Origin of the sequence: Oceanobacillus sp. M65 (assembly GCF_052246275.1) — a bacterium.
GTDB lineage: Bacteria > Bacillota > Bacilli > Bacillales > Amphibacillaceae > Oceanobacillus_B > Oceanobacillus_B jordanicus.
Window position 1 is genome coordinate 535906 of sequence record NZ_JBQQCJ010000003.1, and the last position, 25598, is coordinate 561503.

Here is a 25598-nt window from a genome sequence, read left to right on the forward strand (position 1 = left end):
CGCTACACTATTGGCAGGATGACATGTGATGGATATTCTTTTTGATGAAATAGACTTTGGGTTGCCTTTTTCATTTGTTCTGATTCTAATGTTGATTTTCCGGTGTTAGGATTCACATCATAGCGCGGAAAATCACTGGAAGATATCTCAATTCGAATAGAGTGTCCTGGTAAGAATACATTGCTTGTTGCACATAAATCTATTTCATAACGGATAATTTCACCATTCAAACTTTCTTGCTCCCTTTTCCCACTTCGATATGTGGCCCGGATAATACCATCTGCTAAATTATAAGCAGTTCCATCAGGGAAAACATCGATTAACTTTGCTGTGAAATCAGTATCTGGAGCATCTGTAGACGCCCATAGAATAACTTTTGCTGTGCCAGTTACTTCTACTTCCTGTTCTAATTCTTCAGACGTGTAGACGACTACATCATCTCGTTCTTCTATTTTTCGTTGATCACGTGGTCCAGCGTTTCTACCGTTATAAAATAGCGTTCCACCACCATTAGTTGGTACTGGGCTCGTTGGATCATGAATAAACTGATCCTTTTGCTCATTGCCAGGAAGGGTAGTATTTAGGATGCCAGACTGGAGATTTGCTTGTCCATCACTATGAAAATAGAAATTGGTGTATGTAGCACGCTGCAAGGGCCATGACTTTTCCGAGCGCCATTGATTTATCCCCATCACAAAAATTTTAACAGGGTCTTCATCCTCTTTTCGAACCTCATTCTCTTCTTTCAACCACTGGTTAAACCAATTAAGATGCAAAGTTGTGAGGTCATCTTTACCATCAATAGAGTCACCTGAACTATTTACACCAAAAGAACGTTCCCCTAAGTCGGTACCAGTCATGCCGTGTCCCCATGGACCAATGATTAACTTTTGATTTTGACTATATGCTTGCATCTGTTCATAATTCAATAGCGTTTGATTTAAGAAATTATCATACCAACCAGCAAGATGATAGGCTGGGATATCCATTAAATCAGAATACCTCTTTACATCCCTATGCTCAATGGCTTTAATATTATATTCTTGATGAATATATTTCTGGTAAATATCTTGTAGCGCGGGATGCTTCATGACTGCTGGTAATTCTTTAATCGGAGTAAATGTATGCCATTTTTCAATCTGATTTAGGTCGTTGGCTAACTCCTCCATCGCTTTTGCAAAATCTTTTGGACTTAGCTTTCGTTTTAAATAATCAGGCGCTAACGAATCGAGCATCCATGTTTCTGCTGCAGCTAAAGAGAGTATGCCGTTTTCCTCAAAGGCATCCTTAAAAATGTTTCCTGTCATTGCGGGGAAAATTGCTTTTAGAGCAGGGGGTTGTTCTACCATTGCATACAATTGGGTGAATGCATAATAAGACAGGCCAAACATACCTACTTTACCATTGGAATAGGGTAAGCTCGCTGCCCACTCAACGGTGTCATAGCCATCTTTCACCTCTTGAACGAAGGGTTCAAATTCTCCTTCTGAGGCAAAACGACCACGCACGTCTTGAATTATAACGATGTAACCTTCCATTGCGGTACGGATGGGATCAATCCAACGATGTGAAAAGCTAGGAAGATTTTTATTGTAAGGTAAGCGAGTTAAAAGTACTGGATAGTTTCCATTTGCTTGTGGACGATAAATATTTGCATAGAGTATCACTCCATCTCTTAACTTACAAGGAACTTCTCGGTCGACGATTACTTGATTTATGTCTGACATATTTACCTTCCTTTCGAATAAGATGAAATTTACCATACACTTGACTAAGAGAGTAGAAACAAACAAGGTCTGTGCTGACTCAGTCAACACAGACGCTCCATTATTTGCCTAACATTTCATTTACTTTATCTTGATTATTGTCAATCCACTCTTGCGCTACTTCTCTGGCAGGTACGTCTTCTTCCTCAATTTTAACAATCATTTCTTCCACATCATCAAGTGGGATACTCCAATTACTTAGGAATTCATATGCGTCAGGCGCTGTTTCTTGTAGTTCTTTGTTCGTAATCACTTTAACAGTAGCTGTTTCAAAGAAACCTTTGTCGTCTTCAATTACTTTAATGTCTAACTTATTAAACATTGTGTGTGGACGCCAGCCATAGAAAACAACTGGTTCTTCATTTTCCAATTTACGCATAGCTTGTGCAAGCATACCGCCTTCAGATGAATTGACTTGCTCCATATCCAGTCCATATCCTTCAATCAAGTCATCAATGATGCCAGTTACACTTGCTCCTTCTTCAATTCCATACAATTCATTATTAAACTGATCTTCCATACCTACTAGGTCCTCAACTGAATTCACATCCTCCATATAACTCGGAACGACTAAACCAGCATCAGCATCTGTATAACTAACCGCTGTTTCTTCAATAGAGTCACCGTACTTTTCGATATATACGTCATGGACTGGGAACCACCCATCCATGAATACATCGATATCACCACGTGATAGTCCAATATATGTGCTTCCAGCATCTGCTTGTGTTTGTTCTACGTTATAACCCATATCTTCCAATAAAATTTGAGCTATTTCTGTAGGAGGTACAGTGCTTGTCCATGGCGTTACACCTAAAGTGATTGTTTGCTGTTCTTCAGCACCTGTCTGATTTTCACTATCTTCGTTTTGTTGGGAACAACCAACGACAAACATTACGAATAATGCACTAATCATACCTAGTAATACCTTTTTCATAATAACTCTCCTTTTAGTTTTCTATTTTCTTGATACGCCGAACTATTAGATTTAGTTTATAATTTATTCCCTAATCCTTGTGTAATGCGGTCAAGTATAATGGCAATTACAACGATGGCTAAACCGCCAGTTAATCCCAGTCCTACGTTAACTGTCGAAATCCCGGACAATACTACCGAACCAAGTCCTGGAGCCCCAATCATGGAGGCCACCACTGCCATAGATAATGCCAACATAATTGTTTGGTTTATACCAGCCATAATAGTTGGTATAGCAAGTGGTAATTGAACTTTAAATAGTAATTGTTTTGATGTTGTACCAAATGCTTTTGATGCTTCAACTACTTCTTCAGGCACTTGTAAAATCCCTAACCGAGTCATACGAACAGCTGGTGGAGCCGCAAATACAAATGTTGCTATTACAGCTGGGACACCACCAAGCCCAAATAATAGAATCGATGGAATTAAATAAACGAAAATAGGTAGTGTTTGCATAAAGTCCAATATTGGACGGACAATTTTATCTATGAGGCTACTTTTTGCACTTGCTATGCCAACAGGAACTCCAAAAATAACGGATATAATTGTCGAGACGATTACAATGGCAACAGTTTGCATTGTTTCAGCCCATAAATCAACAGAACCGATATATAGACAACCTATTAACGTAAATAATGCGATACCTCTTCCAGCAAGTTTCCAAGCTAATAATATGAGGACGACTGCGATAATTTCAGGAGGGATAGAAATGATGAGATTCGTAACACCGTCAATAAAGGAACTAAGTGCAGTACTAATACTATCAAAGAAACCACTCATGACTGGCAGTAACCAACCATTAACAAAATTGTTTGTCCATTCTTCTAGAGGTAAGTCGATATAGTTCATATAGATTCCACCTCGTCTTTCTCTTTCCCTAGCACTAAGCCTGACAATATGGAAACGCGTGACACAATACCCAGTAGCTTTCCATCTTCAACAATGACAATCGGATACTTTACATTAGCAGCAATGCCGATTAAATCATTTAATGGCGTATCTGGAGAAGTAGTATAAACGTCCTCTGTTATAAGCATTTCTTCCATAGAGATATTGTTTTGATAAGCTTTAACTGCATCATCGATGGTTAAGAGACCCTTAAAATTCTTTTCTTTATCTGTAACAAAGATACTAGAAACACTTGCTTCTTCCATTTTTCTTACAGCTAAACGAGGGCCGTCCTTGTACGATAACAATACTTCTGGTTTTTTCATTACATGGGACGCTTCAAGGACTTTGGAACGGTCTACATCTTTTACAAAGTTGGAGACATAATCATCTGCTGGATTTTCTAAAATCTCTTCTGATGTTCCTATTTGGACAATTTTTCCGTCCTTCATTATTGCAATCCGATCACCAAGCTTTAGAGCCTCATCCAAATCATGGGTAATAAATAACACAGTTTTCCCCAATTTGTTCTGGATCTTTAAGAGTTCGTCTTGCATTTCTTTACGAATAATGGGATCTAGCGCACTAAACGCCTCATCCATCAATAGAATATCCGTATCATTTGCAAGTGCACGAGCTATGCCAACGCGTTGCTGCATTCCTCCACTTAATTCACTTGGATAGCTATTTTCATATCCCTTTAGCCCAACATCTTCAATTGTTTCTAGTGCTATTTTTTCCCGTTTTTCTCTTTCAATTCCTTGGATTTCTAGGCCATAAGCGACATTGTTCATAATTGTTTTATGTGGTAGTAACCCAAATTTTTGAAAGACCATACCTAGTTTTTTACGTCTCGTTTCAATTAGAGTATGTTTATCCATCTTGGTAATTTCTTCTCCATCGATTAAAACTTCCCCATCTGTAGGTTCAATCAACCGATTGACTAATCTTATTAATGTTGATTTACCACTTCCAGAAAGGCCCATAATAACGAAAATTTCCCCAGGTTTTACTGCGAACGATGCTTGGTTAACACCAACTGTCATTCCAGTTTTTTTAAGAATTCCACTTTTTTGTTCTCCATTTTTCAAACGTTTTAGGCCTTGCTGTGGATGAGAGCCAAAGATTTTCGTCAAATGATTCACTTCAATCTTATTCATCTGCATTCTCCTATTCTTTTAGAGATACTTTTTGGAAAAGCACCTCCTTAACTTTTTCGCTTAATACCTATCGTTCTACCCACTTGCTTCGGTGCTTTTAGTTGCTTATCCTTGTCCCACATTACTTCTATATTTTTTGCTACAGGAGCAGGAAAAGGAGCAGGTCTTTCTTGATCCGTATTGATCCCCATTAACATTTGTTCACTTGTTGCGATTGCTTCGTTCATTTCATTTTTCATTGTGAAAATCACGTGTAGACGTTTGGTGTCGACGTCTAAAAGCTGTATAGTCACGTTCAGTTGCTCATTTTGGTGTGCTTCTTGCAAATAACACAAATGTGTTTCTAAGGTAAAAATCGTATAACTAAAATAATTACGTGACGCTTCATCTAGTCCAATATTAGCCATAAATGCATCAACAGCTAAACTAAATACTTTCGCATATGCTGCATCATTCATATGGCCGTTATAGTCTACCCAATCTTGATGCATTACAGTTTGATAATGAAAGGGTTGTTGCTCTGCCATGGTTTAAAATCCTCCCAGACTTTTAATTCGTTTGTTCAAAAAGATGGACAAAGGAAGGGAACATTCCAAATTGCTGCTTTTCAAAGTTACAACCAGTACTTTCGCCTACCTTTTTAACCATTTATTAAATTTTGGATTGAGGCCAATAATCCTCGACTAAGTCTAATAGTTTCACTAGAAACTCGTTTCGTTTATCTTCTAATTCAGAGATGGGTACATCACCTGCATGGCTTTCACAGCCTCCGATAACTTTTTCTTTTAGATCATCCGTTAGTTCAGGTGCTTCTAGTTTTGTCCATGGTTTTTTAAGTGCTGGACCAAACTGTTCTAGCATATGTCGCATGCCTTGATCTCCGCCTGCTAGATGGAAAGTTAAGAATGGTCCCATTTGAGCCCAACGAAGCCCTGCACCATAAATAATTGCTGCATCAATTTCTTCTGTAGTAGCAATTCCGTCATTTACAAGGTGTAGCGCTTCACGCCATAATGCTTCCATTAAACGATCAGCTACGTGCCCTTCAATTTCTTTGTTAATTACGAGTGGTTTCATTTCAATAGATTGATAGAAAGCTTTTGCTCTTTCCATTAACGTAGCGTCCGTTTCTTCTCCCCCAACTAGCTCAACAAGAGGCAAAAGATAAACCGGATTGAAAGGATGAGCAACAATTACCCGCCCTGGATACTGCAAACCTTGTTGTAATGTTGTTGCCATAATTCCTGAAGTACTAGACCCAATGATGGCATCAGGCTTAGCATGTTGATCAATACTAGTTAAAACACTTTTCTTAATATCTTCACGTTCGGGTACATTTTCTTGGATAACTGTAGCATTTTGAACCGCTTCTTCAATTGTCGGAACGAATGTCAATCGTTTTTGTGAAGCCCCTTCTGCCAACCCAAGCTTTTCCAAAGACGGCCAAACTTGCTGAATGACTTGTCGAGTACGTTCTTCTGCTCCTGCTGCTGGATCAAAAGCAATGACATCTAGCCCTTGAGCTAAAAATCGGCCGATCCACCCATTTCCAATTACGCCTGTACCAATGACTGCTACTGTTGTTGACTGACTCATATGTTTTCGCCTCCGTATGGGTTTCTCAATCCGAATTGTATTCTAGCTTCTTGAGGTGTCATGACTTCGATATCATTGCTGTTTAACATGTTTACTGCTTTCTCAACAAGTTGATCATTTCGAGCAAGCACACCTTTTGATAAATATAAATTGTCCTCTAAACCAACGCGTACATTTCCACCTAACTGTGCGGTTTGTTCAAGAATTGTCAACTGCATCCGTCCAATACCAAATGCTGACCAGTGTGCATTTTCAGGTATACGATTTTTCATGTACATCATTGTCTCTTCATCTGCATCCATTCCCCAAGGAATTCCCATACAGAATTGGTACATTGGATCACCGTCGATTAATCCTTCATTCACTAGTTGCTGGGCAAAACGAAGGTGCCCGGTGTCAAAGCACTCTAATTCAGGTTTGACACCACTTTGTTGAATAAGTGCCGCTTGTTCTCTTAACCAATCAGTTGGGCTCATATAAATCATATTGCCGAAATTTACTGAACCACAGTCAAGGGTGCACATTTCTGGAAGCAACTCACCTACAGGCTGATGACGTTCCGCTGGGGTTTGCATATCGGTTCCATTTCCACCAGCTGCTGGTGTATTTAAACTGGGTATGAAATCTCCGCCTCCCCCAGAAGTAATATTAATAATAACGTCTGTTTCAGATTCGCGAATCCGATCAACTATTTCACGATAATGATCAACGTTATGGCTTATTCCCCCTGTTTCTGGATTACGAGCGTGAACATGAGCCACAGTTGCTCCCGCTTTTGCTGATTCTATTGCTGCTTCAGCAATCTCTTTTGGTGTTACAGGTACATGAGGGCTTTTTGAAGTTGTATCCCCTGCACCCGTAACAGCAGCTGTTAGTAATGCTTTTTTCAATCTACTTCCTCCTCTTCTTTACTGCTCAATTAAACTTTTTTAGTATTAATCGATTAGTGTTACAATGTGTACCATCCGGACGGTTTGTTTATCACAGTTATAAACTATACCATCCAGACGGTTTGTTTTCAACCCTCTCTAAAATTAGAAAGGTGTTTCATTTGCTCTTTTTAATTTAAAGCAACCATTAAACTAGTCAGTAGAAGGGATTGTTTATTTTTCGATAAACTTGTAAAAAACAAAAACACCTCTATAAAGTGGTGTTTTGTTCAACATTTATTCTACCAATTTTATTCGTTTGCCCATTCTCTTAGCTTTTCGTAGACAGCTTTTTTCTTGTCTTTTTCAATATGATAAATATCGAAGAGTTCGGATAACCAAATCCCATCAGTAGCCAGTCTTATGATAGTAGCTTTAATGGGATCTATACCATCGTCCTCAATTTTATATTGCCAATCTGAATAGAGTTCACGAATAGGATCCAATGAATTAGAACTGACTGCTTTCGCTGCAAGTAAACCATAATGCATATCCTTGTTTTGGTAAGCTTGATTAAACGTTACATCAACATATGCACGAACCCATTTACCTTTATCTACTGGATCTGATTCCGCATTATTACTTATTTTCTCTCTATAGTTATTCGCTAGATGTTCTACCATCCCTTGCACAAGTGCTTCTTTCGACGGGTAGTGATAGAGAAGGCCACCTTTGCTTATTCCAGCTTCCTTCGCAGTGGCATCGAGTGTTAAATTAAAGATACCTTTTTCACTTACAACTTTCGAGGCAGCATGAAGAATATCCACTTTTCTAGAAATTTTGCCCATTGAAGATCTCCTCTTTATTTTTATTTATGCTATTTAACATACCATCTGGACGGTACACTTTCAATCTTTTTTAGAATGGGAGTAACAAGTCAATTTTACAAGTTTTGGGCTAAAAATCCCAATAAACCAAGCAAATACTCCAATTATTTAAGGTGAAAATTGATTAACTTTTATACAGATTGCATGTTTTTAGAGTGGGTGGAGTGGTTAGAACCAGAGGGCCATTCATCATATTACATACTAACTTTATAATTTATCGGCACCTGTATTCCTTTTGATAAACCATATAATTTAGGGGATGTCGAGTCCCGCACATCTGCCAATTCCGCCACAATAGCTGACTGAACATCATCGTTATGTTCTGAATTTCTTCGTTCTATTCATTTCCCTGAACTAACATAAAACACCTTACCTTACAAGCCAAAAAGGTAGAACAACTAAAAATGTCGCTCTACCTTTACCTTAGAAGATTTGTGTGGTGAAAGTTCCACCCCAATGGAGGGACCACCGCTCATACCTATGTAACAAATCCACTACAAATTAATAGTAGATTACTATTTTCTTCCTTGGGGATTGTCGAAAAAATCAGTACCGTTACCAAAATCCCCCCTATTACATACTGTTATTAGTTTCATTACCTTCAATCGTCGCTACTGACAGCAAGGGCGACTTTGTACTGCTCGACTTTTCTAAAGGTTCGAAGCCCCATCCACATTATAAAGTAAACGAGAATGATGATACTGAGAAAAGGGAACAAGCGTAAATAATAGGAAAGTGTAAACGTGACAAGGGAACCTATTAGCATTAAGACCGAATTTAAGGGCTGGAATATCGCCATTAGTAACGTTTGTTTTATATATTGAAAAAGCTTAAGTTCATAGTGAACAAAGACAGGAAAGAAATATAGTAACATGGTTAGAAACAGTAAGCTCAACATAATAAAACAGGCATACCAGATGAAGTATACGATTCCTTCTTGAGATTGAAAGAAGTGAAAATCAAAATAAATCAGTAATCCTATTGAAGAAAAAAACAAGCCTAAAATATTTGATTTAACAAACGCTGTTTTATATGTTTGCCAAAAGGATTTAAATATAGGAATTTCTTTTTCACCAATCAACCATTTTCTTACTACTGAAAACATCGCGATAGTGGCAGGGAAAATGCCTAAAATGAGGAGACCTAAACAAGTGAAAATTATCCATAACAAGTTTAAATAGAATAGGTTTGCAAACTGCTTACATAGTGATAAAAGCTTCTCCACCCAGCCTTCCATTTTTCACCCTCCAGTTTTATTATTTTTGTATGGCTTCCGTTTTTCCAATCTGCTGTTCTTTTCCTTGCTTAGGTTTCAACCAGAGAAAAGCGATACATAATAGCGATACTCCAGTTGCTAGCTGATACATGTATGCTATGTTGACATAATCTACAATCCAACCTGCTAGGATATTTCCAATTAATCCACCTAAGCCGAGTGCAATTGCCCAGTAAATGGTCTGCCCAGTTGCCCGATATTTTTTTGGGGTTATGACATCTACATAGGCTACCGCAACAAAGTATTGAACACTATAAGAAAAGCTTAATAGTATTTGAGACCAGATTAACACTTGAAGGTTGTCACTAACTCCCAAAACTAACCAGCGTAAAGCATACATAAGCGCGACCCCTGATAAGAGAATAGGATAGGAATAACGGATCATTAATCTCTTTGACACTGCAAAAAAGGGTACTTCTAAGATGGATTTTATTAATAAGGCAAAGCCAATAATCGTTATGGTTGCTCCTAAGTTTTGTAAGTATATAGAATAGAAAGAATTGTTGGCGTGTACAGTAAGATGTAAGAAGAAACTAAATAATAGTAGCATGATAAACGGACGGTTTTTAAATAATCCCATTGCTTCTTTAAATTTGAAATGTTTTTTTCCACTCTTATTAGCCGGTAATTTTAAAGCAAGTAGTAACGCAAATACAATTAAACTACTATGCAGGAAAAACATTAGCTGTAAACCAAAAAAGTCTAACATTTTCCCAATGGTAAGGACCCCAACCGCATAACCAATAGAACCCCACAACCTAATTTTGCCAAAGTCATTCCTGTCTGTGAGTAAAGACATCGCTGTCACATCAGCAATTGGAGGGATGGCACTATGAAAGAAAAAGTAAATAATATTAAGTATTAGTAGATGTGTAAACGAGAAAGTGAATGGGAAAAATAGAGCTGTTGCAGCAGAACATAAAATTAAAATCATTAAGGTGATTTTCGTAGAATTCCAATAGTCTGTTAGCATGCCCCATAATGGTTGAGCAATAATCATGACCAACGGACCAACCGCGAATAAAACACCGATTTGGCTAGGAGTAAGGCCATGATCAACATAAAATAAGTTTAGAAACTGAAAGGCACCTGTCCCTAGGGAAAAACAAAAATAAAATAATTTTAGAATACCATAACTCATATACTTATTTTCCTTCCACCATAATATCTAGTGCAAAAGACCATGAATTTCTCATGATCTTTTGCATTTAACATTATCTATATTTTTACCTCCTCAAAGCTAATTTCTGTTCCCTTTTCACTAGATTCATAAATTCCGCACAGAATCTTCATTATCTCGACACCGTCTTCTACTGGGCTTAACGTCTGTTTATCCCCTTTTACACTAGCAATAAAATGGTCAATCTCATTTTGAAATGCTTGTGTGAAATCAAAGGTAGCGCTGTCAGTTTGTGGTACGGCATTTAAAATTGTATTATGCTTTTCTGTTATTAAGTTAAGCTCTGGTTCTAGCTCTGCTCCCCCTTTTTCTCCGTAGAGATTAACAGCGACTTTGTCTTCCTTTGCATGGAGCGTGAAGCTTACATCGACTAGTAGTGATGCGCCATTTTCAAAGCGGATAACTGCATTTGCTAAATCTTCTACCGTATTCTTGCTCGGGTCATAATCAGCCGCCTTATAAAAGGATAGGTTCTGGACGTTGGAACGATTTCCTAACTTAGAATACGTGTTTCCGCTAACTGACTTCACCTTTGGCCGCCCCATTAAGTACCAGCAAACGTCTATAATGTGAACCCCTAAGTCAATAAGTGGTCCTCCACCAGAGCGTTCCTTATCTGCAAACCATCCACCTGGATTGCCTAACCTACGCAAGCAAGACGCTTTTGCGTAATAGATCTCACCCAATTCATTCGAGTCAATAAAGTTTTTTATAATTGCAGTATTGGTAGCATAACGACGTACAAAGCCAACCTGCAACACTTTACCACTCTGTTTCACAGCTTGTTCTACGAGTAAAGCCTCCTCAACAGTTTTACACAATGGCTTTTCAACAAGCACGTGTTTACCTGCATGTAGAGCAGCAATCGCTATCTCTGCATGCGTGTTATTCCATGTACAAATGCTTACCGCTTCGATATTTTCATCAGCTAACAGTTCGTTATAATCGTAATAAACCTGTGAAGCGTGATATTTCTTTGCTTTGTCCTGTGCTCTTTGTTCATTTAAATCACAAATAGCATAAATTTCTGCCTCTTTACTACTAGCATAGGATTGTAAGTGACTTTCAGAAATCGACCCAGCTCCAATTACGCCCACTTTTAATGTCATGCTTTATCCTCTCCTTTTTAAATTTCATTCCAAATACGACGTACATTGTCCAAGCTTATTTTACAAGCGTGCTTACATTCTTCCATTCCTTCAAATTCCACAGATAAATAGCCATCATAGCCTGAGTTCTTCACAACTCCTATTACTTCCCTCATATTAATATCACCATGTCCAATAATGGCACCTCTCAAGTAATTACCTGAAATCGTCTCCATCCATCCTTCTCCTGGATGAGTTGATCGAAGGTAAAAGTCCTTAATATGTACCATCGAGGAATAAGAGATATTTTTCTTTACCGCAGATACAGAATCTTCATCTGCACACATAAAGTTCCCTACATCTAACGTTGTTTTAAAATTCGGTCGATCAACATGATTAATTAAAGATTGCACCCGATCACTCGCCTGAACATAATACCCGTGATTTTCAATACTAGTGGTAATCCCATATTGTGCTGCATAATCAGCAATTTCACGACAGGCTCTAACAAGCTTTGGTAGATCTGACTCAAACTGTTGGATTGAGGTTTCCCTGATTGGTCTCCAAGCAACATCATGACGCATCAGTTTTACGCCAAGTTGATTTGCAATATCAACTTCGTTTTTGACACGCTCGATTTCAGCTTGGAATTTCTCTTCGCTTTCCGTAATGAAATTGGCACCAATAGCATAATTCGATATATCTAAACCAACCTCTCTCGCTTTTTCTCTAATCTCCGAAACTAATCCGCCATCCTCTAGTGTGAAACCAAGATTCGGAACAATCTCAATATGCTCCCCACCTTGTTCCGCTACCCATTCCATCACATCCAAGATCGACATTTCGCCCGCCTTCATTGCGGAATACAAACTATAAGAACTTATACCAAGTTTCATTGCTTACTCCTCCTCAAGGATATCGGCTTAGGCTTAGAACGAGACCTTCCTTAGCCTAAGCCACATGAAATTATTGATTAGCTGACCATTTTTCGGCTCGTTTTTGGAGATCATCCAAGTACGATTGAATATCAGGAGCATTGCCGTTATGTGCTTTACTGATAAATCCATTGACAGCAGGCGCCATTTCACTTCCAAAGAATGGATTGGCTTCATCCATTAAAGTTGCAGATGTAACTTCAGCAATCTCAGCTGCTTTTTTCATATAAATATCATCATCCGTAACGAAATCTGCATCAGCTAGTGTTGGTGTATAGGTAAAGTTTTCATAGTTATGCTTTTGTGCTTCATAACCTGTTAAAAACTTTAATACCTCCCATGAAGCTTCTACATCTTGTGCATCTTTTGCCATAACAAATGGATCTGTTGCTACCCAACCTTCGCCATTTGGACCTAGGTTTAAAACAGGTACAAATCGCTCAAGCAGACTGCTATCTCCAGTAGATTTAATTTCACCCATTGTACTTGCGCCCGTTCCATCTAAATAAATGGCGATATTATTACTTTCCAATCCAAAATTCTCATTTCCTAGCGTATTTAAGAAGTCTGATGGTGGATATTGAGAAGCCTCCACCAGCCATTCAAATGTCTCAACCATTTCCGGTGAATTTAAATTCCATTCAATATTCTTTGGATCATCTAGTGTACCTTCTCCACCAGTTACTCCAAAAGCGTGCGTTAATGCTACGAAAGTAGAAAGGTTTAGAGATTTTCCATCCCACCATACTCCATAATTCTGTTCACCGGTCTCAGGATTTTTCCCTGTCATTTGCTTTGCTTTTTCTAGTATTTCTTCTGGGGTTGGATTTTCAGAAAGGTATTCTACCCCCCATTGGTCAAATAGTTCTTTATCATAGACCGTTACACGACGACCCAAAATAGCCGGTATACCAAAGTGAGCTGATTTATCAGGAGATTTAGTACTATAGGAGTTTTCCCAGACTCCTTCTAGATAAATACTAGAGTCAAAGTCAGCATCTCCTTCAATTAATTCATCTAATTCCTTTAACAATCCTTGTTGATACCATTGCGTTGCAAAGGCTCCTCCTGTATATAGCACATCAGCATCGCCTGACTGCAGCATTGCTGTTTGTTTAGCTTGAGCATTCTCCCACGGTACTTGCGTTAGGCTTACTTTTATATTAGGATATCTTGGTTGAAATTCTTCTTCTATGAAGGTTTCTAGCCCTTTATTTTCTACACCTGTTATTGGGTCAATTCCATCCTCTAGTTGAAAACCGGCTAAAGCAACCCTAACATCTCCTTCCATTTCGGAAACAACTTCAATATCACTTTTTTCATCATCGGTACTACCTGACTCAGCAGAACATGCCATTAGTGCAAACATAGACAAAATCACCAAAAACAGAACAAGCTTCTTTCTCATTAAATTCACTCCCCTTATTTAATTTTCGTCCTGCATTTCTACTAAAATCCCCGTTATCTATAACGACTAGACCTTCTTTTCACCCCCTTTAATTCTGAAAGGTTGGGGTCACTGTTTCATTCCTGACAACGCGATACTTTCCACTATATAGCGTTGTAAGAATAAGTAGGTAACAATAACTGGTAGTAAACTCACCGTTGTTGCTGCCATGATAACGGAGGGTAGCGGTAGATCTTTGTTATACGAAAACATGGCTAATCCAAGCTGTATTGTATATTTATCCGGGGTTTGTAATGCCAATAGCGGCCATAGTAAATCATTCCAAACGGCTAAAAACTGTAAGATAACCATTGTAGCCAGAATCGGAATACAAAGTGGTAAGTAAATTTTTAAAAATACAAGAAATTCATTTGCACCATCGATAATTCCTGCTTCCCTTAACGTATTTGGTAGTTGATCAATAAACGATTTTGCTAGAAAGGTTCCAAAGGCGAAGTTAAGTGCAGGTAAGTAAAAAGCCCAATACGTATCTAATAGGTTTATTTTGTCAAAAAGTAGATATTGAGGAATCATGGTCATTTCAAACGGAATCATCATGGTACTAAGTGCAAGTACCAAAACAATAGAAGAACCCTTAAATTTTAATTTTGAGATGGCATAGCCTGAGAATAGCGCGGAAGTTAAACTTATAATAATGACCCCTAAAGAAATAATTAATGAGTTAACTATATATTTGAGCATCGGAATGTTCGTAAATGCCAATGTATAGGTTCTAAGCGAGAACTCTTCCGGCCAAAACCTCGGTGGAAACGGAATGTTTAATCTTGCTTGCCAGTCAAAACTCGTTAAAACCATCCATAGAAATGGAACAATCATAATAAGAGATCCTAGAAGAAGAACGATTATTAAAAGGATATTTCCCATCCTATTAGTCTTTTTCATCGATCTCGTTTTTACATTTTTTTCTTTACCTTGACTCAGAACAGGATTTAGTGGTGTCGGCTTCATCGTATTCCTCCCTCTTAATCAAAATTGCTCTTTCTATTCGTAACGAGCAAAATAATGGTTAACGTTAAAATAAACATGAACAAAATATACGAAGCAGCGGTTGCTATACCCATCTGAGAAGATAGAAATGCATTTCTATAAATGTATAAGACAGCTGTCATCAGCGACCCTGCTGGATTCCCTGCTGTACCACCAATCAACCATACATCCGTAAAACGTTTCATCGCATTAATTGTACCTATAATGACCATGAAAATGATAATGGGACGAAGATAAGGAATTGTAATGTAAAGCCATTTTTTAAACCAATTTGCTCCATCAATCTCAGCAGCTTCATATAAATCCCTTGGTACACTTGTAAGCGCTGCAATAAAAATGATTGTGTTATAGCCTAACATCCCCCATAAAGTCATTAAAACGATACTAAATCTAGAGTAGCTTGGATCTGTAAACCAGCCAACCGGCTCAATACCAACTAAACCAATCACGTAGTTTAATAATCCTTCGCTTCCTGGGTTAAATAGAAAAGTAAATAAAATACTCGTAGCTACTAATGAAACAACATTTGGTAGAAAATAGACCGCTTTAAAAAAATTCCTCCACCTTAATCCGGTAACATTATGAATTAAACTCGCTAGGATAAAAGATAGGGATATGCCTAAGACCACCGCTATTATTCCCATATAAAAAGTGTTATAAATTGATTCCCAAAACATCTTATCTGATGCTACATATTGATAATTGCTTAATCCAACCCATTCCCCCGCAGAAGAGCTTGCTGACTTTTTAAAACTCATAATTAATGCAGCAACCATTGGATAGATGGCGAACCCCATAATTCCAATTAAGAGAGGAGCTGTAAACAAGTATCCTGCCAAATCTCGTGAATTAAAAAACTTCTTTTTCGGATGCGCTTTTTTCTGTCTAATAGGAACTTCAGTTTTTAACGGCATGATCTCACTCCTATTACTATGATTTTCAAAAACTAGTAATTATCCCCTCATAAACTTACTCTATTTAGCGTCACAACTTGGTTGGTGTCAGCAGATTGATAAGCAGCCTGTACAACCTCCAGCGTTCTCAAACCATCTTCACCTGTTATAGAAGGTGAAGACCCTTCTTTTAAACACGAAATAAAGTCATGGATGAGGCCTTGATCCATATCTGAGGACCATGGTAATTGCTGGACCTTTTTGTTCGTGTCATCATACAATAGAGCATGCTGTTTAAATACATCTATTGATAAATTCCCTTTTGTCCCTATTATTTCAAGTGTTACATCTCCCCAAGTAGGAAAGGTATTTGGTCGTGACCAACTCGGATCGATTGAAACAATAACACCAGATTCTAGTTTTAAGGTAACAATTCCGTAATCCTCAACATCTACCTCATGAAACCTAGTATCTAACTCCGCGTAGATAGTGCTTACTTCATCTTTTAACATCCAGCGAATAATATCCATAAGATGCACGATATGATCTATCGCCGCCCCGCCACCTGATAGCTCCTTATCAATAAACCATCCTCCTGGCATTTGACCATGATTTGTTCCGTTTATGGCCAAGACTTCTCCTAATTCATTTGATTGAATCATATGTTTTACTTTTTGAATAACAGGTGAAAAGCGAACCGGATAGGCAACCTGTAAGCGAACACCTTCTTCTTTGCACACAGCAATTATATCTTTAGCATCTTCTATCTCTGTTGCAATTGGTTTTTCACATAAAATATGTTTCTTCTCATGCGCCGCTGCAAAAATATGCTCCTTGTGTTTAACATTTTCGGAACAAATAACTACTGCTTCTATGTCTGTTTGAAGAAAGACGTGGAGGTCAGAGTAATACTGACATGTATACTTTTCTGCCATGTCGGAGCCTCTGGAAACATCCTCGTCCCAAATGGCCGTTAACTCCACGTCTGGATGTTCAGATAGGTAGTGTGCATAGGCTTGTGCATGCATATGAGCAAAGCTTATTATGCCTATTTTCATCGTGTCACCTTCCTTTCCACGAGGTTAACCGGTTGTCCTGTAGCTGCTGATTGAATAGTAGCCTCTGCAACTTCAACTGCCTGTATTGCTTCTTCAGCAGTTACAATAGGTATGTTCCCCTCTAAAATACATCCTTTAAAGTGTTCCAATTGCCTTAGAATAGGAGAATCCTCCACTATATTGTTGGATAAATACGTAGGCTTTGTTGATGTCTCCCAATTTGTAAACCTTATCGGCTGATTTTCCATACTATTACTTACGATTAATCCATTTTTCCCAGCGATCTCAAAGGAGGTTTCCAATCTTGTTTTTGCCCATGATAGCTCCACATGAGCAATGGTTCCGTGTTTCATTTTTAACGTTACCAGCGCATAAGAAAGTTTTCTTCCATCCTCAAGCTCTCGTTTCACATGCTGAGCCATAACTCGCTCTACATCGCCAAACGTCCAGATTAACCAGTCAAAATCATGGATTCCTAAATCTAGCAGGATTCCACCACTCTTACTATCATCTTCATACCAGGAATCCTTTCCATATGGATATGCGGTACCTCTAGATAGGCGAACCACACCAGGATTCCCTATCACCCCATGCTTCACCTGATTATGCGCATGTACATATTCGGCATCAAAGCGCAACGTTTGCCCTACATATAATTGAACGTTTTGCTGTTCACAAATATCCAAGATAGCTCTCGACTCTTCTCCATTCATTCCTAAAGGCTTTTCACAGATAACGTGTTTACCTGCCTCTGCTACCTGCTTGACATAGGGATAGTGAAGATAAGTTGGTAGGCATATATCTACTACATCCACTTCTACCTGATTAAATAAGTCTTTTAAGCTTGTAAAAACTTTTGCGTTAAAATCAGATCCCAAGGTATGAAGCTTGTTAGTATCACGACCTACTAGCCCAACAACTTCACACTTATCAAGGCACGACCATGCTTCTAAATGCCTTTGGCCCATTTTCCCTAACCCTATAACTGCTATTCTTAACATTGTGTCACCTCAATTCAGATAATTATTTTTAAATTAATCCATCAGGGTAAAGCTATCTCTGTATTCATTTCGATTGGTTGAGCCTTTTCCTGAGATTGATTAGCTGCAAGCGAAACAGCAAGCGTTTCCAGTCCATTTTTATAGGAAGACAGTAGTAGATCAGGATTCTTAGTACGTATCGCTTCTATAAATGCTTTATCCTGCTCTTCATAGAAATCGACTTTAGATTTATAGGTAACAGTTGCCTCTCTATCAACAATCGTTACATTTACACCATCAAGTACAACACGGAAGTCTTTACCTAGTATTTCTAGACCCATTCGGTGATCTGGCTGTGTAAAGGAGCAATCAAGATGCCCCACCGCCCCTGATTTAAAGGTTAGGTTAACGGAAGTCACATCAGGAATGTCGATGTTCGGAATATCTTCTAATACTTGAAGACTCATGTTTGCATACACTTTTTCAATATCTCCAGCTAAGTAGCGGATTAAATCCAAGGTATGGGTTGCTTGCTCTACTAATTGTCCTCCTGATTTCTCCATTTCTCGATACCACGGCGTTTGTACAAAGGAACTCAGATAGTGACCACGGACCATAGCAATCTTTTTATTCTCTAGATATTCTTTCGCTTTTGCAACCGTATCAAGATACCTTAGACAATAACCAGTTGCACAGATTACATTAGATTCATTAATAACTTCATATTTTTCTCTGACGGTATCCATATCCAACCCAATTGGTTTTTCTACCATTAGATGAATTCCTCGCTGAACGGCTTTTTCTTCGATATCAGCATGGGCAAAAGGAGGTACACAAATGAAAAGAGCATCCATATCTACCGTGTCTAACATTTCATCTATATCCGTATATGAATTCGCCTCGTATTCGTTTCCCACCCGAATCGCATTCTCTTGCACAATGTCACAGACTGCAACAATCTCCGCTTTTTCCATTTGATTTATATTCTTTAAGTGTATAGCTGCAATCCCACCCACGCCGACAAATCCAATCTTAACCTTCTCCATCTACTCAACTCCTTTTTTTATTGCTTAACTTTACTACCTGTATTCATTATGATATCCATATGCCTTGCCGTATCTTCAGCAAGTGTTCTTGGACCGATTGCAAAAGCGCTAAGTTCAGCAGTTAGTGTATCATCATAGCCAATTTCCTCTAATGCCTTATAAACCTCTTGCCAATTAACATCTCCCGCTAATAAAGGTAAGAAACCTTTTATATTACCAACATCTGTACTAAAATCTTTCAAATGGATTTTCCGAATTCGATTAGCTAATGTTCGTATCCACTGCTCAGGGAATCCAAACTGTAAGACGTTTCCTACATCAAAGTAAACACCAACATAATCCGAATTTAACTCATCAATATACTTAGCCATCTCTAATGGAGATAGGAGAAATTTGTTCCATACATTTTCAATACCAATATGCACACCTTTCTCCTCTGCAAGTGGAATAACCTTCTTTAGTGCTTCCTGACTACGGTTATAGCAATCCTCATATGAAGTATCATTCGTAACCGCGCCTGGCACGACTAATACCGTGTCCATGCCCATAACAGCAGCTAATTCAATTTGTTTCTCAATGACTTGCCTGCCCTGTTCGCGTACGCCTTCACTTGGTGAGGAGAGTGGCGTTTGCCATAGTAAACTTGTAGAAATACTGCGTAATTGCAAATTATAAGCTGAAGCTAGTTGGAGTATTGTTTCTGCTTCACTAGCTGTTGTGTCTACCGTCAGTCCAACACCTCCAGCAGAATTAAGATTCAATTCCACAGCATCAAACCCTGCATCACGGCTAAACTCAAATACTTTTTCGAGCGGTGTCCCTTCTGGATAGCACCACTGGTTAATACCTTTTAACATTCAATAACCTCCTAATTTATAATTTACAAAATCCTAACCTTTAACGACCTCCTCTGGGTGCGTTAACTTAAATTGAAATTTATCTTGTAAAAGAACAGAGGCTGCCCCAATCATTTCGAATTCTTTTCCTAAAGACGACGGTTGAATTTGGAGATCTTCATATAAAATAGTAAGGGCACGCTCTTTAACAAACTGATTGACCTTTTGTAATAGGAGTGGGTTATTTGTAGTAATCTCACCACCAAAGATAATAATTTGTGGATTGAACAAATGAACTAGATTGACTAGACCTATAGCTAAATAGGTAGACATTTCTTCTAACACATTAATAGCTAGTTCATCTCCTTTATTTAATGCATCAACAAAATTTAGTTCAGTAAGTTGGCTAATATCTCCATGAACTAGCTCGGTCATGATGGTTTGCTTCCCCCTAGCGATAGAGGACAATATTCTAGAGTAAACCGCTGGCCAGCACACATAATTTTCGATGCACCCTATATTGCCGCAATCACACTTTATTCCCTCATTGCTTATATTGGTATGACCAAACTCTCCTGCACCGCCATTATGACCTCTGTTAATTGTGCCATTTACAATAATTCCAGCACCTAACCCCTCCCCAATTGTGATATAAATCATATTTTCATAATGATTGAACAATCCAAAATGCTTTTCTGCTAAAATATAGGCATTTGTATCATTATCAAGCCAAGTCTTTATATTAAATTTTTGCTCGATCAGTTCCTTTAGAGGAATATTTTCAAATTTTAACTTCGGGTTATATCGAATCACACCATTTTTCGAGTCCACGATCCCTTGGGTAATAACGGAAACCCCAACACATAAATCTAAAGGCTTATTGATTATGTTTATAAAGTATTCGATTAACTCCAGTAAATAAGAGATTACCTGTTCACCAGTATGTCCCCTAGTTGAATAAACCTCCTTGCAACGAATCCTTGCTTCTAGATTCATCTCTGCAATCGTTATCTTAGAGTTTGAGATGGAGATTCCAATTATGTAATGATTATCCGGAGAGAATTGAAGTAAAATTGGTTTCCTTCCCCCATTAGACACCCCCGTTCCTCTCTCGCTCACTAATCTATCCTGAATTAAATCATTTACTGCCGTAGTAACTGTGGTTGGACTTAAATTACTTCTTTTAGCGATCTCACTCCTAGATAAAGGTCCATCTTTTCGAATCATGTCCAAGATAATAGAACGGTTTAATTCCTGTATTAACTTAAGATCTCCTGTTCTCCGCAAGCTATCACCTTCCATTCATGTATTAAATTCAGCTTTGTTTTTCCAATGATTTTATTAAGTTTGTAAGAAAATGGGTAATTACTGGAATTATATAGTAGATGTCGTATCAGTGAATTAAAAACAGATTGAATCCTTAATGTGATGTTCTTTCTTTTTCCATTGCCTTTACTAATTAATCGTTACAATTTTCAAAATGTTAAAGGCGCACTACTTCCTTTTGAACATTCTATAATCTACAATTAACAGTTATTAGAACGTATCATAATGTGGTTTCGAATACTGTTTCGTTCGTAATTGGCTATGATGCTTGGTTTTTAATTAAATCAATTAGGTAGGATGAAATATTAATTCATAGGTGGGAGTTAGTAGGCATGTGGCTTGTTTTGCAGTTGGTTAGTTTATCATCTAATTAAGACTTTCTTAATGTTAGTTAAGCATAAATTATTATGTAAGCGCTGTCAATATGAAAAGTAAGAAAATTTTATCAATTATTTTTTATTTATATATCTTTTACCTGGGTAATCACCAATGACATCAATTCCACCTGAAAGTTCTTATTGTAAATAAGCTATAGATGGCTATTCCATTTTAGCATGTATATCATGACGACCCGTTTTATACTTTCCCCTTACGTTCTCTTCATCTGTAGGGAAGATTAAAAGCGCCCCCTTAATCAAGGTAGAGCGCTCTTATTTTAACCTCTATTTAATACCTACCAAGTATATCTCGTATTGCTTAAAGTGAGACATCAAATGATAAAAAGCCAGGCAGTTGTTGTTCATGCTTGTCGAGCATAATCTGTTCCGGCTTAATCCCCTGCTCATGTAGTACTTTAATGTTATCCATAAGAAACTCATCACTACCAACAACGTAGAAGAGTCCATCCTTATCGGCAGCAAGTTTTTCCACTTCCAAATAGTAGTCTTGACGATTATCGACAAACTGTGATGTGAACTTCTTCTCAGGTGCGGATTTAAAAACATTAGTGAATAAGAAATCTTTTGATGAATCAATGTTCAAGGAATGTATTTGGTTGACGTTGTCAGCACGTTCTACATACTCAAGCACAAGCGGTCTGAAAGTTGCCAGGCCAACGCCTGATGACAGCAAGTAAACATTTTTGTTTTCTCTTTTAAGTGGTACATTCGAATGTGTTTTAAATATGGCAACCTCATTGCCGACTTCAAGATTTCTTAAAATTGTTTTAAACTCGGAGCATTGCTCTCTAATGCGTGTGGTAATACCAATGGATTTTTCGTTTGGTAAAGTAGAAATTGACATATGGCGAATCAGGCTTCGGTTCGGTTTATCCCCGGCATTAAATCCTTCAAAAGCAAAGTGGGTGTGAGAGCCTTCTTCCCATGTGAAGTTTTCCGGACAGTCAAGCAGATACGTTTTAACCTCCGGTGTTTCTTCAATAATCTTATTTATTTTAGTCCAGTATATTTGCATTATATATTCTCCTCACTCCATTATATAAACCCTCACTGTCTACTATACAACAATTGATAACAATTCTCAATTAAACGTATTATTTTTTTTTGATAGTTTACATGCATTAATCTTCCTAACAATTAATGACGCACTTTACCAAGTTAGAAACAATGGAGGATGTTAACAGAGAGATCATCCAGATGACTACCCAAAAGTTCAAGTTCTATAAGATGAAAGAATTAATGGCCGCAGATACTCCTTCACTTCCTTTCACTTCCCCTTATCCCCTGAACCAATTACAGATTACGCAGCGTTAACGTTAACTTCAGATAACTTAGAGTAACTTATGTTAGTTGCTTTAGAATTAGATTTAGATAAAAAAATTAGTGAATCTATTACTTGAATACTCAACACCAGAAGGCGAATTAGCAAGTAAGTATCTTGATATATATGATTTTCGTTTAGCAACGGAAGAAGAGGAAAAAAGATAACTTATACATTATGGTCTTGATTCTCAATACAAATAGAAAATAGAGTGAGCTTTTTTATAATTTACGAGCTCACTCTTTTTATATAAAATATAAATTTTATAATAAAAAAGGTGAACTATAATGTATAGTTCGCCTTTTCTATTATTCTTCTTTATTGTTAAGACTATAATAGTCTAAGAAGGCATTCTCTTCCTCTGCTGTGGCCAAACGATAATCGTCTATTTCTTTAAATTCCCTTCCGTTAGTAAAAGAGGCGTATTCTTGAAACAGCTTCTTATGTACTTCCACTACTCTACTGTAGTCTCCTACTTTCCATTCCTCTAGGAAACTTAGATAATAATCTTCTTTATCTCTATCTAGTCCTAATTTCTTAACGTATTCTTCCACGTACTCTATATTTTCAACAGTTAAAGTTCTGTAATACGGAGCTAAGTCGAATCCCAAAGTGTTAAGGTAAGCTGGTGTAAAGCTTCCTTTACCTCCTTTTATTAACTCTTTTAGCTGATCAGATTCTATTTTTTGAGAAGTCATCTGAATTATTTCTTTATTAACATCGTCTAAATTTGATAGATACTCAAACCTTTCCCACCCGGCTTTTTCCGGTCCCGAAAGCACTTGATTTGATCCCTCAATATAATTAAATTTCACAAAAGTATATGAACCTATACAAAATATTAATATACCTATCATTGATAAGGTGATTTTCTTTATGAGGCCTTTGTTCATTGTATTTTCCTCTCAAATCCATTTACTTACATTATATCATGCTGAAAAAAACATTTAAAACAATCATTTATATATTTTCGTATTTACCCTATAAAAAGACAATAAAAAAGACCTCCAACACAAATGTTGAAAGTCTAATATAGTACCGGTGGTCGGGGTCGAACCGACACTCCCGTGAAGGAACGGGATTTTGAGTCCCGCGCGTCTGCCAATTCCGCCACACCGGCATGTGTATAAATGGAGGCGGTAACCGGATTTGAACCGGTGATAAAGGTTTTGCAGACCTCTGCCTTACCACTTGGCTATACCGCCATAAAAGTAATGGAGCGGAAGACGGGATTCGAACCCGCGACCCCCACCTTGGCAAGGTGATGTTCTACCACTGAACTACTTCCGCATATTGGCTGGGCTACCAGGATTCGAACCTGGGATACACGGGATCAAAACCCGATGCCTTACCGCTTGGCTATAGCCCATTAAATTAAAATGGGGCGATCGATGGGGATCGAACCCACGAGTGCCGGAGCCACAATCCGGTGCGTTAACCACTTCGCCACGACCGCCATACATAGAAATGGCAGGGGTAGTAGGAATCGAACCCACATCAAAGGTTTTGGAGACCTTCGTTTTACCATTAAACTATACCCCTACTAAACTTATTGAATTAAATGGTGGAGGGGGGCAGATTCGAACTGCCGAACCCTGAGGGAGCGGATTTACAGTCCGCCGCGTTTAGCCACTTCGCTACCCCTCCATATATAAATGTTTAAATAAAAAAATGGTGGCTCGGGACGGAATCGAACCGCCGACACAGGGATTTTCAGTCCCTTGCTCTACCGACTGAGCTACCGAGCCATTTAGTTTTTAAGACTTACTAGATAAAGTGGCGGTCCGGACGGGACTCGAACCCGCGACCTCCTGCGTGACAGGCAGGCATTCTAACCAACTGAACTACCGGACCACTATTTAATTAAGTAATTTGGTTGCGGGAGCAGGATTTGAACCTGCGACCTTTGGGTTATGAGCCCAACGAGCTACCAGACTGCTCCATCCCGCGATATGATTGAAATTGTTTATGGTGGAGGATGCAGGGCTCGAACCTGCGACCCCCTGCTTGTAAGGCAGGTGCTCTCCCAGCTGAGCTAATCCTCCAGCATAAGTTAAAAGTTGGTGACCCGTACGGGATTCGAACCCGTGTTACCGCCGTGAAAGGGCGGTGTCTTAACCGCTTGACCAACGGGCCAGATAATTTATTATAATAGTGGCGGAGAGCGAGGGATTCGAACCCTCGAGGCCGCGGTAACGGCCTACACGATTTCCAATCGTGCTCCTTCGGCCACTCGGACAGCTCTCCAATGGCTCCACAGGTAGGATTCGAACCTACGACCGATCGGTTAACAGCCGATAGCTCTACCACTGAGCTACTGTGGAATGGAATATGCCTGGCGGCGTCCTACTCTTGCAGGGGCAAAGCCCCAACTACCATCGGCGCTGGAGAACTTAACTTCTGTGTTCGGCATGAGAACAGGTGTGACCTCTCCGCTATTGCTACCAGACCATAAAACATGTCTTTAAAATAGTGACAACCATTATTATAATTGTTTTTGAGAAAAAATCAAGTATAAAATCAAATTTATGTAGATATTTATACCCTAAAAACTAAATAAGAGTAAACAACGAATCAAGAAAAATGTTAGTTAAGTCCTCGATCTATTAGTATCCGTCAGCTCCACGTGTCACCACGCTTCCACCTCGGACCTATCAACCTCATC

Annotated in this window: 22 protein-coding genes, 14 tRNA genes and 1 rRNA gene; all 37 read right to left on the reverse strand. The window is 38.4% G+C overall.

Annotation, left to right across the window (positions count from 1 at the left end; translation table 11 throughout):
• Nucleotides 1–2: 2 nt before the first annotated feature.
• The 37 genes from ACTWPF_RS14920 to rrf all read right to left on the reverse strand — a co-directional run bounded on the left by ACTWPF_RS14920 (nucleotide 3) and on the right by rrf (nucleotide 25382).
• On the reverse strand, nucleotides 3–1727 hold the full coding sequence (locus ACTWPF_RS14920) for a CocE/NonD family hydrolase (protein ID WP_443149621.1): 1725 nt from the start codon (nucleotides 1725–1727) through the stop codon (nucleotides 3–5).
• Between the two features lie 100 nt (nucleotides 1728–1827).
• Nucleotides 1828–2703 carry a glycine betaine ABC transporter substrate-binding protein gene (locus ACTWPF_RS14925; protein ID WP_443149622.1) on the reverse strand — a complete coding sequence of 292 codons (876 nt, stop codon included), beginning with the start codon at nucleotides 2701–2703 and terminating at the stop codon, nucleotides 1828–1830.
• 56 nt (nucleotides 2704–2759) lie between these two features.
• The gene (locus ACTWPF_RS14930) at nucleotides 2760–3590 is read right to left on the reverse strand and encodes an ABC transporter permease (RefSeq protein ID WP_443149623.1); all 831 of its coding nucleotides are present in this window, start codon (nucleotides 3588–3590) and stop codon (nucleotides 2760–2762) included.
• A complete protein-coding gene (locus ACTWPF_RS14935) occupies nucleotides 3587–4789 on the reverse strand; it encodes a quaternary amine ABC transporter ATP-binding protein (protein WP_443149624.1) in 1203 nt (400 codons plus the stop codon). Before ACTWPF_RS14935 ends, ACTWPF_RS14930 begins: the two co-directional genes overlap by 4 nt.
• Nucleotides 4790–4836: 47 nt before the next feature.
• Nucleotides 4837–5316, reverse strand: a complete 480-nt coding sequence (locus ACTWPF_RS14940; RefSeq protein ID WP_443149625.1) for a thioesterase family protein — start codon at nucleotides 5314–5316, stop codon at nucleotides 4837–4839.
• A gap of 124 nt (nucleotides 5317–5440) precedes the next feature.
• On the reverse strand, nucleotides 5441–6385 hold the full coding sequence (locus ACTWPF_RS14945; protein ID WP_443149626.1) for a 3-hydroxyacyl-CoA dehydrogenase NAD-binding domain-containing protein: 945 nt from the start codon (nucleotides 6383–6385) through the stop codon (nucleotides 5441–5443).
• Nucleotides 6382–7275 carry a 3-keto-5-aminohexanoate cleavage protein gene (locus tag ACTWPF_RS14950; protein ID WP_443149627.1) on the reverse strand — a complete coding sequence of 298 codons (894 nt, stop codon included), beginning with the start codon at nucleotides 7273–7275 and terminating at the stop codon, nucleotides 6382–6384. Before ACTWPF_RS14950 ends, ACTWPF_RS14945 begins: the two co-directional genes overlap by 4 nt.
• A 290-nt stretch (nucleotides 7276–7565) precedes the next feature.
• Nucleotides 7566–8102: a TetR/AcrR family transcriptional regulator gene (locus ACTWPF_RS14955; RefSeq protein ID WP_036574562.1), complete on the reverse strand. Its 537-nt coding sequence runs from the start codon at nucleotides 8100–8102 to the stop codon at nucleotides 7566–7568.
• A gap of 640 nt (nucleotides 8103–8742) precedes the next feature.
• Complete coding sequence (locus ACTWPF_RS14960; protein ID WP_443149628.1) at nucleotides 8743–9378, reverse strand: YesL family protein; 636 nt, start codon at nucleotides 9376–9378, stop codon at nucleotides 8743–8745.
• Nucleotides 9379–9397: 19 nt separating this feature from the next.
• Entirely contained in the window at nucleotides 9398–10558 is a 1161-nt protein-coding gene (locus tag ACTWPF_RS14965; RefSeq protein WP_443149629.1) for an MFS transporter, read from the reverse strand.
• Nucleotides 10559–10635: 77 nt separating this feature from the next.
• A complete protein-coding gene (locus ACTWPF_RS14970; RefSeq protein ID WP_443149630.1) occupies nucleotides 10636–11706 on the reverse strand; it encodes a Gfo/Idh/MocA family protein in 1071 nt (356 codons plus the stop codon).
• A gap of 17 nt (nucleotides 11707–11723) precedes the next feature.
• Nucleotides 11724–12581: a sugar phosphate isomerase/epimerase family protein gene (locus tag ACTWPF_RS14975; protein ID WP_443149631.1), complete on the reverse strand. Its 858-nt coding sequence runs from the start codon at nucleotides 12579–12581 to the stop codon at nucleotides 11724–11726.
• A 70-nt stretch (nucleotides 12582–12651) separates the two neighbouring features.
• On the reverse strand, nucleotides 12652–14028 hold the full coding sequence (locus tag ACTWPF_RS14980) for an extracellular solute-binding protein (RefSeq protein ID WP_443149632.1): 1377 nt from the start codon (nucleotides 14026–14028) through the stop codon (nucleotides 12652–12654).
• A 108-nt stretch (nucleotides 14029–14136) separates the two neighbouring features.
• Nucleotides 14137–14970: a carbohydrate ABC transporter permease gene (locus ACTWPF_RS14985; protein WP_238020506.1), complete on the reverse strand. Its 834-nt coding sequence runs from the start codon at nucleotides 14968–14970 to the stop codon at nucleotides 14137–14139.
• A gap of 80 nt (nucleotides 14971–15050) precedes the next feature.
• Nucleotides 15051–15989 carry a carbohydrate ABC transporter permease gene (locus tag ACTWPF_RS14990; RefSeq protein WP_443149633.1) on the reverse strand — a complete coding sequence of 313 codons (939 nt, stop codon included), beginning with the start codon at nucleotides 15987–15989 and terminating at the stop codon, nucleotides 15051–15053.
• Between the two features lie 47 nt (nucleotides 15990–16036).
• Complete coding sequence (locus tag ACTWPF_RS14995) at nucleotides 16037–17026, reverse strand: Gfo/Idh/MocA family protein (RefSeq protein WP_443149634.1); 990 nt, start codon at nucleotides 17024–17026, stop codon at nucleotides 16037–16039.
• The gene (locus ACTWPF_RS15000) at nucleotides 17023–18027 is read right to left on the reverse strand and encodes a Gfo/Idh/MocA family protein (protein ID WP_443149635.1); all 1005 of its coding nucleotides are present in this window, start codon (nucleotides 18025–18027) and stop codon (nucleotides 17023–17025) included. Before ACTWPF_RS15000 ends, ACTWPF_RS14995 begins: the two co-directional genes overlap by 4 nt.
• 41 nt (nucleotides 18028–18068) lie before the next feature.
• Nucleotides 18069–19052, reverse strand: coding sequence for a Gfo/Idh/MocA family protein (locus tag ACTWPF_RS15005; protein WP_443149636.1), 984 nt, complete (start codon nucleotides 19050–19052; stop codon nucleotides 18069–18071).
• 17 nt (nucleotides 19053–19069) lie between these two features.
• The gene (locus tag ACTWPF_RS15010; protein ID WP_443149637.1) at nucleotides 19070–19909 is read right to left on the reverse strand and encodes a sugar phosphate isomerase/epimerase family protein; all 840 of its coding nucleotides are present in this window, start codon (nucleotides 19907–19909) and stop codon (nucleotides 19070–19072) included.
• Nucleotides 19910–19942: 33 nt separating this feature from the next.
• A complete protein-coding gene (locus tag ACTWPF_RS15015; protein WP_443149638.1) occupies nucleotides 19943–21175 on the reverse strand; it encodes an ROK family transcriptional regulator in 1233 nt (410 codons plus the stop codon).
• A gap of 735 nt (nucleotides 21176–21910) precedes the next feature.
• Nucleotides 21911–22627, reverse strand: a complete 717-nt coding sequence (locus ACTWPF_RS15020; RefSeq protein ID WP_443149639.1) for a dihydropteridine reductase — start codon at nucleotides 22625–22627, stop codon at nucleotides 21911–21913.
• A 614-nt stretch (nucleotides 22628–23241) separates the two neighbouring features.
• Nucleotides 23242–23826, reverse strand: coding sequence for a DUF6241 domain-containing protein (locus ACTWPF_RS15025; protein ID WP_443149640.1), 585 nt, complete (start codon nucleotides 23824–23826; stop codon nucleotides 23242–23244).
• Between the two features lie 143 nt (nucleotides 23827–23969).
• A tRNA-Leu gene (locus tag ACTWPF_RS15030) sits at nucleotides 23970–24053 on the reverse strand.
• An 11-nt stretch (nucleotides 24054–24064) separates the two neighbouring features.
• Nucleotides 24065–24138: transfer RNA gene (locus ACTWPF_RS15035), tRNA-Cys, on the reverse strand.
• A 10-nt stretch (nucleotides 24139–24148) separates the two neighbouring features.
• Nucleotides 24149–24223, reverse strand: a tRNA-Gly gene (locus tag ACTWPF_RS15040).
• 4 nt (nucleotides 24224–24227) lie between these two features.
• Nucleotides 24228–24302 (reverse strand) — tRNA-Gln (locus ACTWPF_RS15045).
• Nucleotides 24303–24313: 11 nt separating this feature from the next.
• Nucleotides 24314–24389, reverse strand: a tRNA-His gene (locus ACTWPF_RS15050).
• A 12-nt stretch (nucleotides 24390–24401) separates the two neighbouring features.
• Nucleotides 24402–24475, reverse strand: a tRNA-Trp gene (locus ACTWPF_RS15055).
• A gap of 20 nt (nucleotides 24476–24495) precedes the next feature.
• Nucleotides 24496–24580: transfer RNA gene (locus ACTWPF_RS15060), tRNA-Tyr, on the reverse strand.
• A 25-nt stretch (nucleotides 24581–24605) separates the two neighbouring features.
• A tRNA-Phe gene (locus tag ACTWPF_RS15065) sits at nucleotides 24606–24681 on the reverse strand.
• Between the two features lie 29 nt (nucleotides 24682–24710).
• Nucleotides 24711–24787, reverse strand: a tRNA-Asp gene (locus tag ACTWPF_RS15070).
• 19 nt (nucleotides 24788–24806) lie between these two features.
• Nucleotides 24807–24883 (reverse strand) — tRNA-Met (locus ACTWPF_RS15075).
• Nucleotides 24884–24902: 19 nt separating this feature from the next.
• Nucleotides 24903–24978: transfer RNA gene (locus tag ACTWPF_RS15080), tRNA-Val, on the reverse strand.
• A 16-nt stretch (nucleotides 24979–24994) separates the two neighbouring features.
• A tRNA-Glu gene (locus ACTWPF_RS15085) sits at nucleotides 24995–25069 on the reverse strand.
• Between the two features lie 19 nt (nucleotides 25070–25088).
• A tRNA-Ser gene (locus tag ACTWPF_RS15090) sits at nucleotides 25089–25180 on the reverse strand.
• Nucleotides 25181–25182: 2 nt separating this feature from the next.
• Nucleotides 25183–25257, reverse strand: a tRNA-Asn gene (locus ACTWPF_RS15095).
• A 9-nt stretch (nucleotides 25258–25266) separates the two neighbouring features.
• Nucleotides 25267–25382, reverse strand: a 5S ribosomal RNA gene (gene rrf, locus ACTWPF_RS15100).
• Nucleotides 25383–25598: the final 216 nt, after the last annotated feature.

Coding starts and splice junctions, on each gene's coding strand:
- ACTWPF_RS14920 (WP_443149621.1), bottom strand. CDS start 1,727: ATGTCAGACATAAATCAAGTAATCGTCGACCGAGAAGTTCCTTGTAAG.
- ACTWPF_RS14925 (WP_443149622.1), bottom strand. CDS start 2,703: ATGAAAAAGGTATTACTAGGTATGATTAGTGCATTATTCGTAATGTTT.
- ACTWPF_RS14930 (WP_443149623.1), bottom strand. CDS start 3,590: ATGAACTATATCGACTTACCTCTAGAAGAATGGACAAACAATTTTGTT.
- ACTWPF_RS14935 (WP_443149624.1), bottom strand. CDS start 4,789: ATGAATAAGATTGAAGTGAATCATTTGACGAAAATCTTTGGCTCTCAT.
- ACTWPF_RS14940 (WP_443149625.1), bottom strand. CDS start 5,316: ATGGCAGAGCAACAACCCTTTCATTATCAAACTGTAATGCATCAAGAT.
- ACTWPF_RS14945 (WP_443149626.1), bottom strand. CDS start 6,385: ATGAGTCAGTCAACAACAGTAGCAGTCATTGGTACAGGCGTAATTGGA.
- ACTWPF_RS14955 (WP_036574562.1), bottom strand. CDS start 8,102: ATGGGCAAAATTTCTAGAAAAGTGGATATTCTTCATGCTGCCTCGAAA.
- ACTWPF_RS14960 (WP_443149628.1), bottom strand. CDS start 9,378: ATGGAAGGCTGGGTGGAGAAGCTTTTATCACTATGTAAGCAGTTTGCA.
- ACTWPF_RS14965 (WP_443149629.1), bottom strand. CDS start 10,558: ATGAGTTATGGTATTCTAAAATTATTTTATTTTTGTTTTTCCCTAGGG.
- ACTWPF_RS14970 (WP_443149630.1), bottom strand. CDS start 11,706: ATGACATTAAAAGTGGGCGTAATTGGAGCTGGGTCGATTTCTGAAAGT.
- ACTWPF_RS14975 (WP_443149631.1), bottom strand. CDS start 12,581: ATGAAACTTGGTATAAGTTCTTATAGTTTGTATTCCGCAATGAAGGCG.
- ACTWPF_RS14980 (WP_443149632.1), bottom strand. CDS start 14,028: ATGAGAAAGAAGCTTGTTCTGTTTTTGGTGATTTTGTCTATGTTTGCA.
- ACTWPF_RS14985 (WP_238020506.1), bottom strand. CDS start 14,970: ATGAAAAAGACTAATAGGATGGGAAATATCCTTTTAATAATCGTTCTT.
- ACTWPF_RS14990 (WP_443149633.1), bottom strand. CDS start 15,989: ATGCCGTTAAAAACTGAAGTTCCTATTAGACAGAAAAAAGCGCATCCG.
- ACTWPF_RS14995 (WP_443149634.1), bottom strand. CDS start 17,026: ATGAAAATAGGCATAATAAGCTTTGCTCATATGCATGCACAAGCCTAT.
- ACTWPF_RS15000 (WP_443149635.1), bottom strand. CDS start 18,027: ATGTTAAGAATAGCAGTTATAGGGTTAGGGAAAATGGGCCAAAGGCAT.
- ACTWPF_RS15005 (WP_443149636.1), bottom strand. CDS start 19,052: ATGGAGAAGGTTAAGATTGGATTTGTCGGCGTGGGTGGGATTGCAGCT.
- ACTWPF_RS15010 (WP_443149637.1), bottom strand. CDS start 19,909: ATGTTAAAAGGTATTAACCAGTGGTGCTATCCAGAAGGGACACCGCTC.
- ACTWPF_RS15020 (WP_443149639.1), bottom strand. CDS start 22,627: ATGCAAATATACTGGACTAAAATAAATAAGATTATTGAAGAAACACCG.
- ACTWPF_RS15025 (WP_443149640.1), bottom strand. CDS start 23,826: ATGAACAAAGGCCTCATAAAGAAAATCACCTTATCAATGATAGGTATA.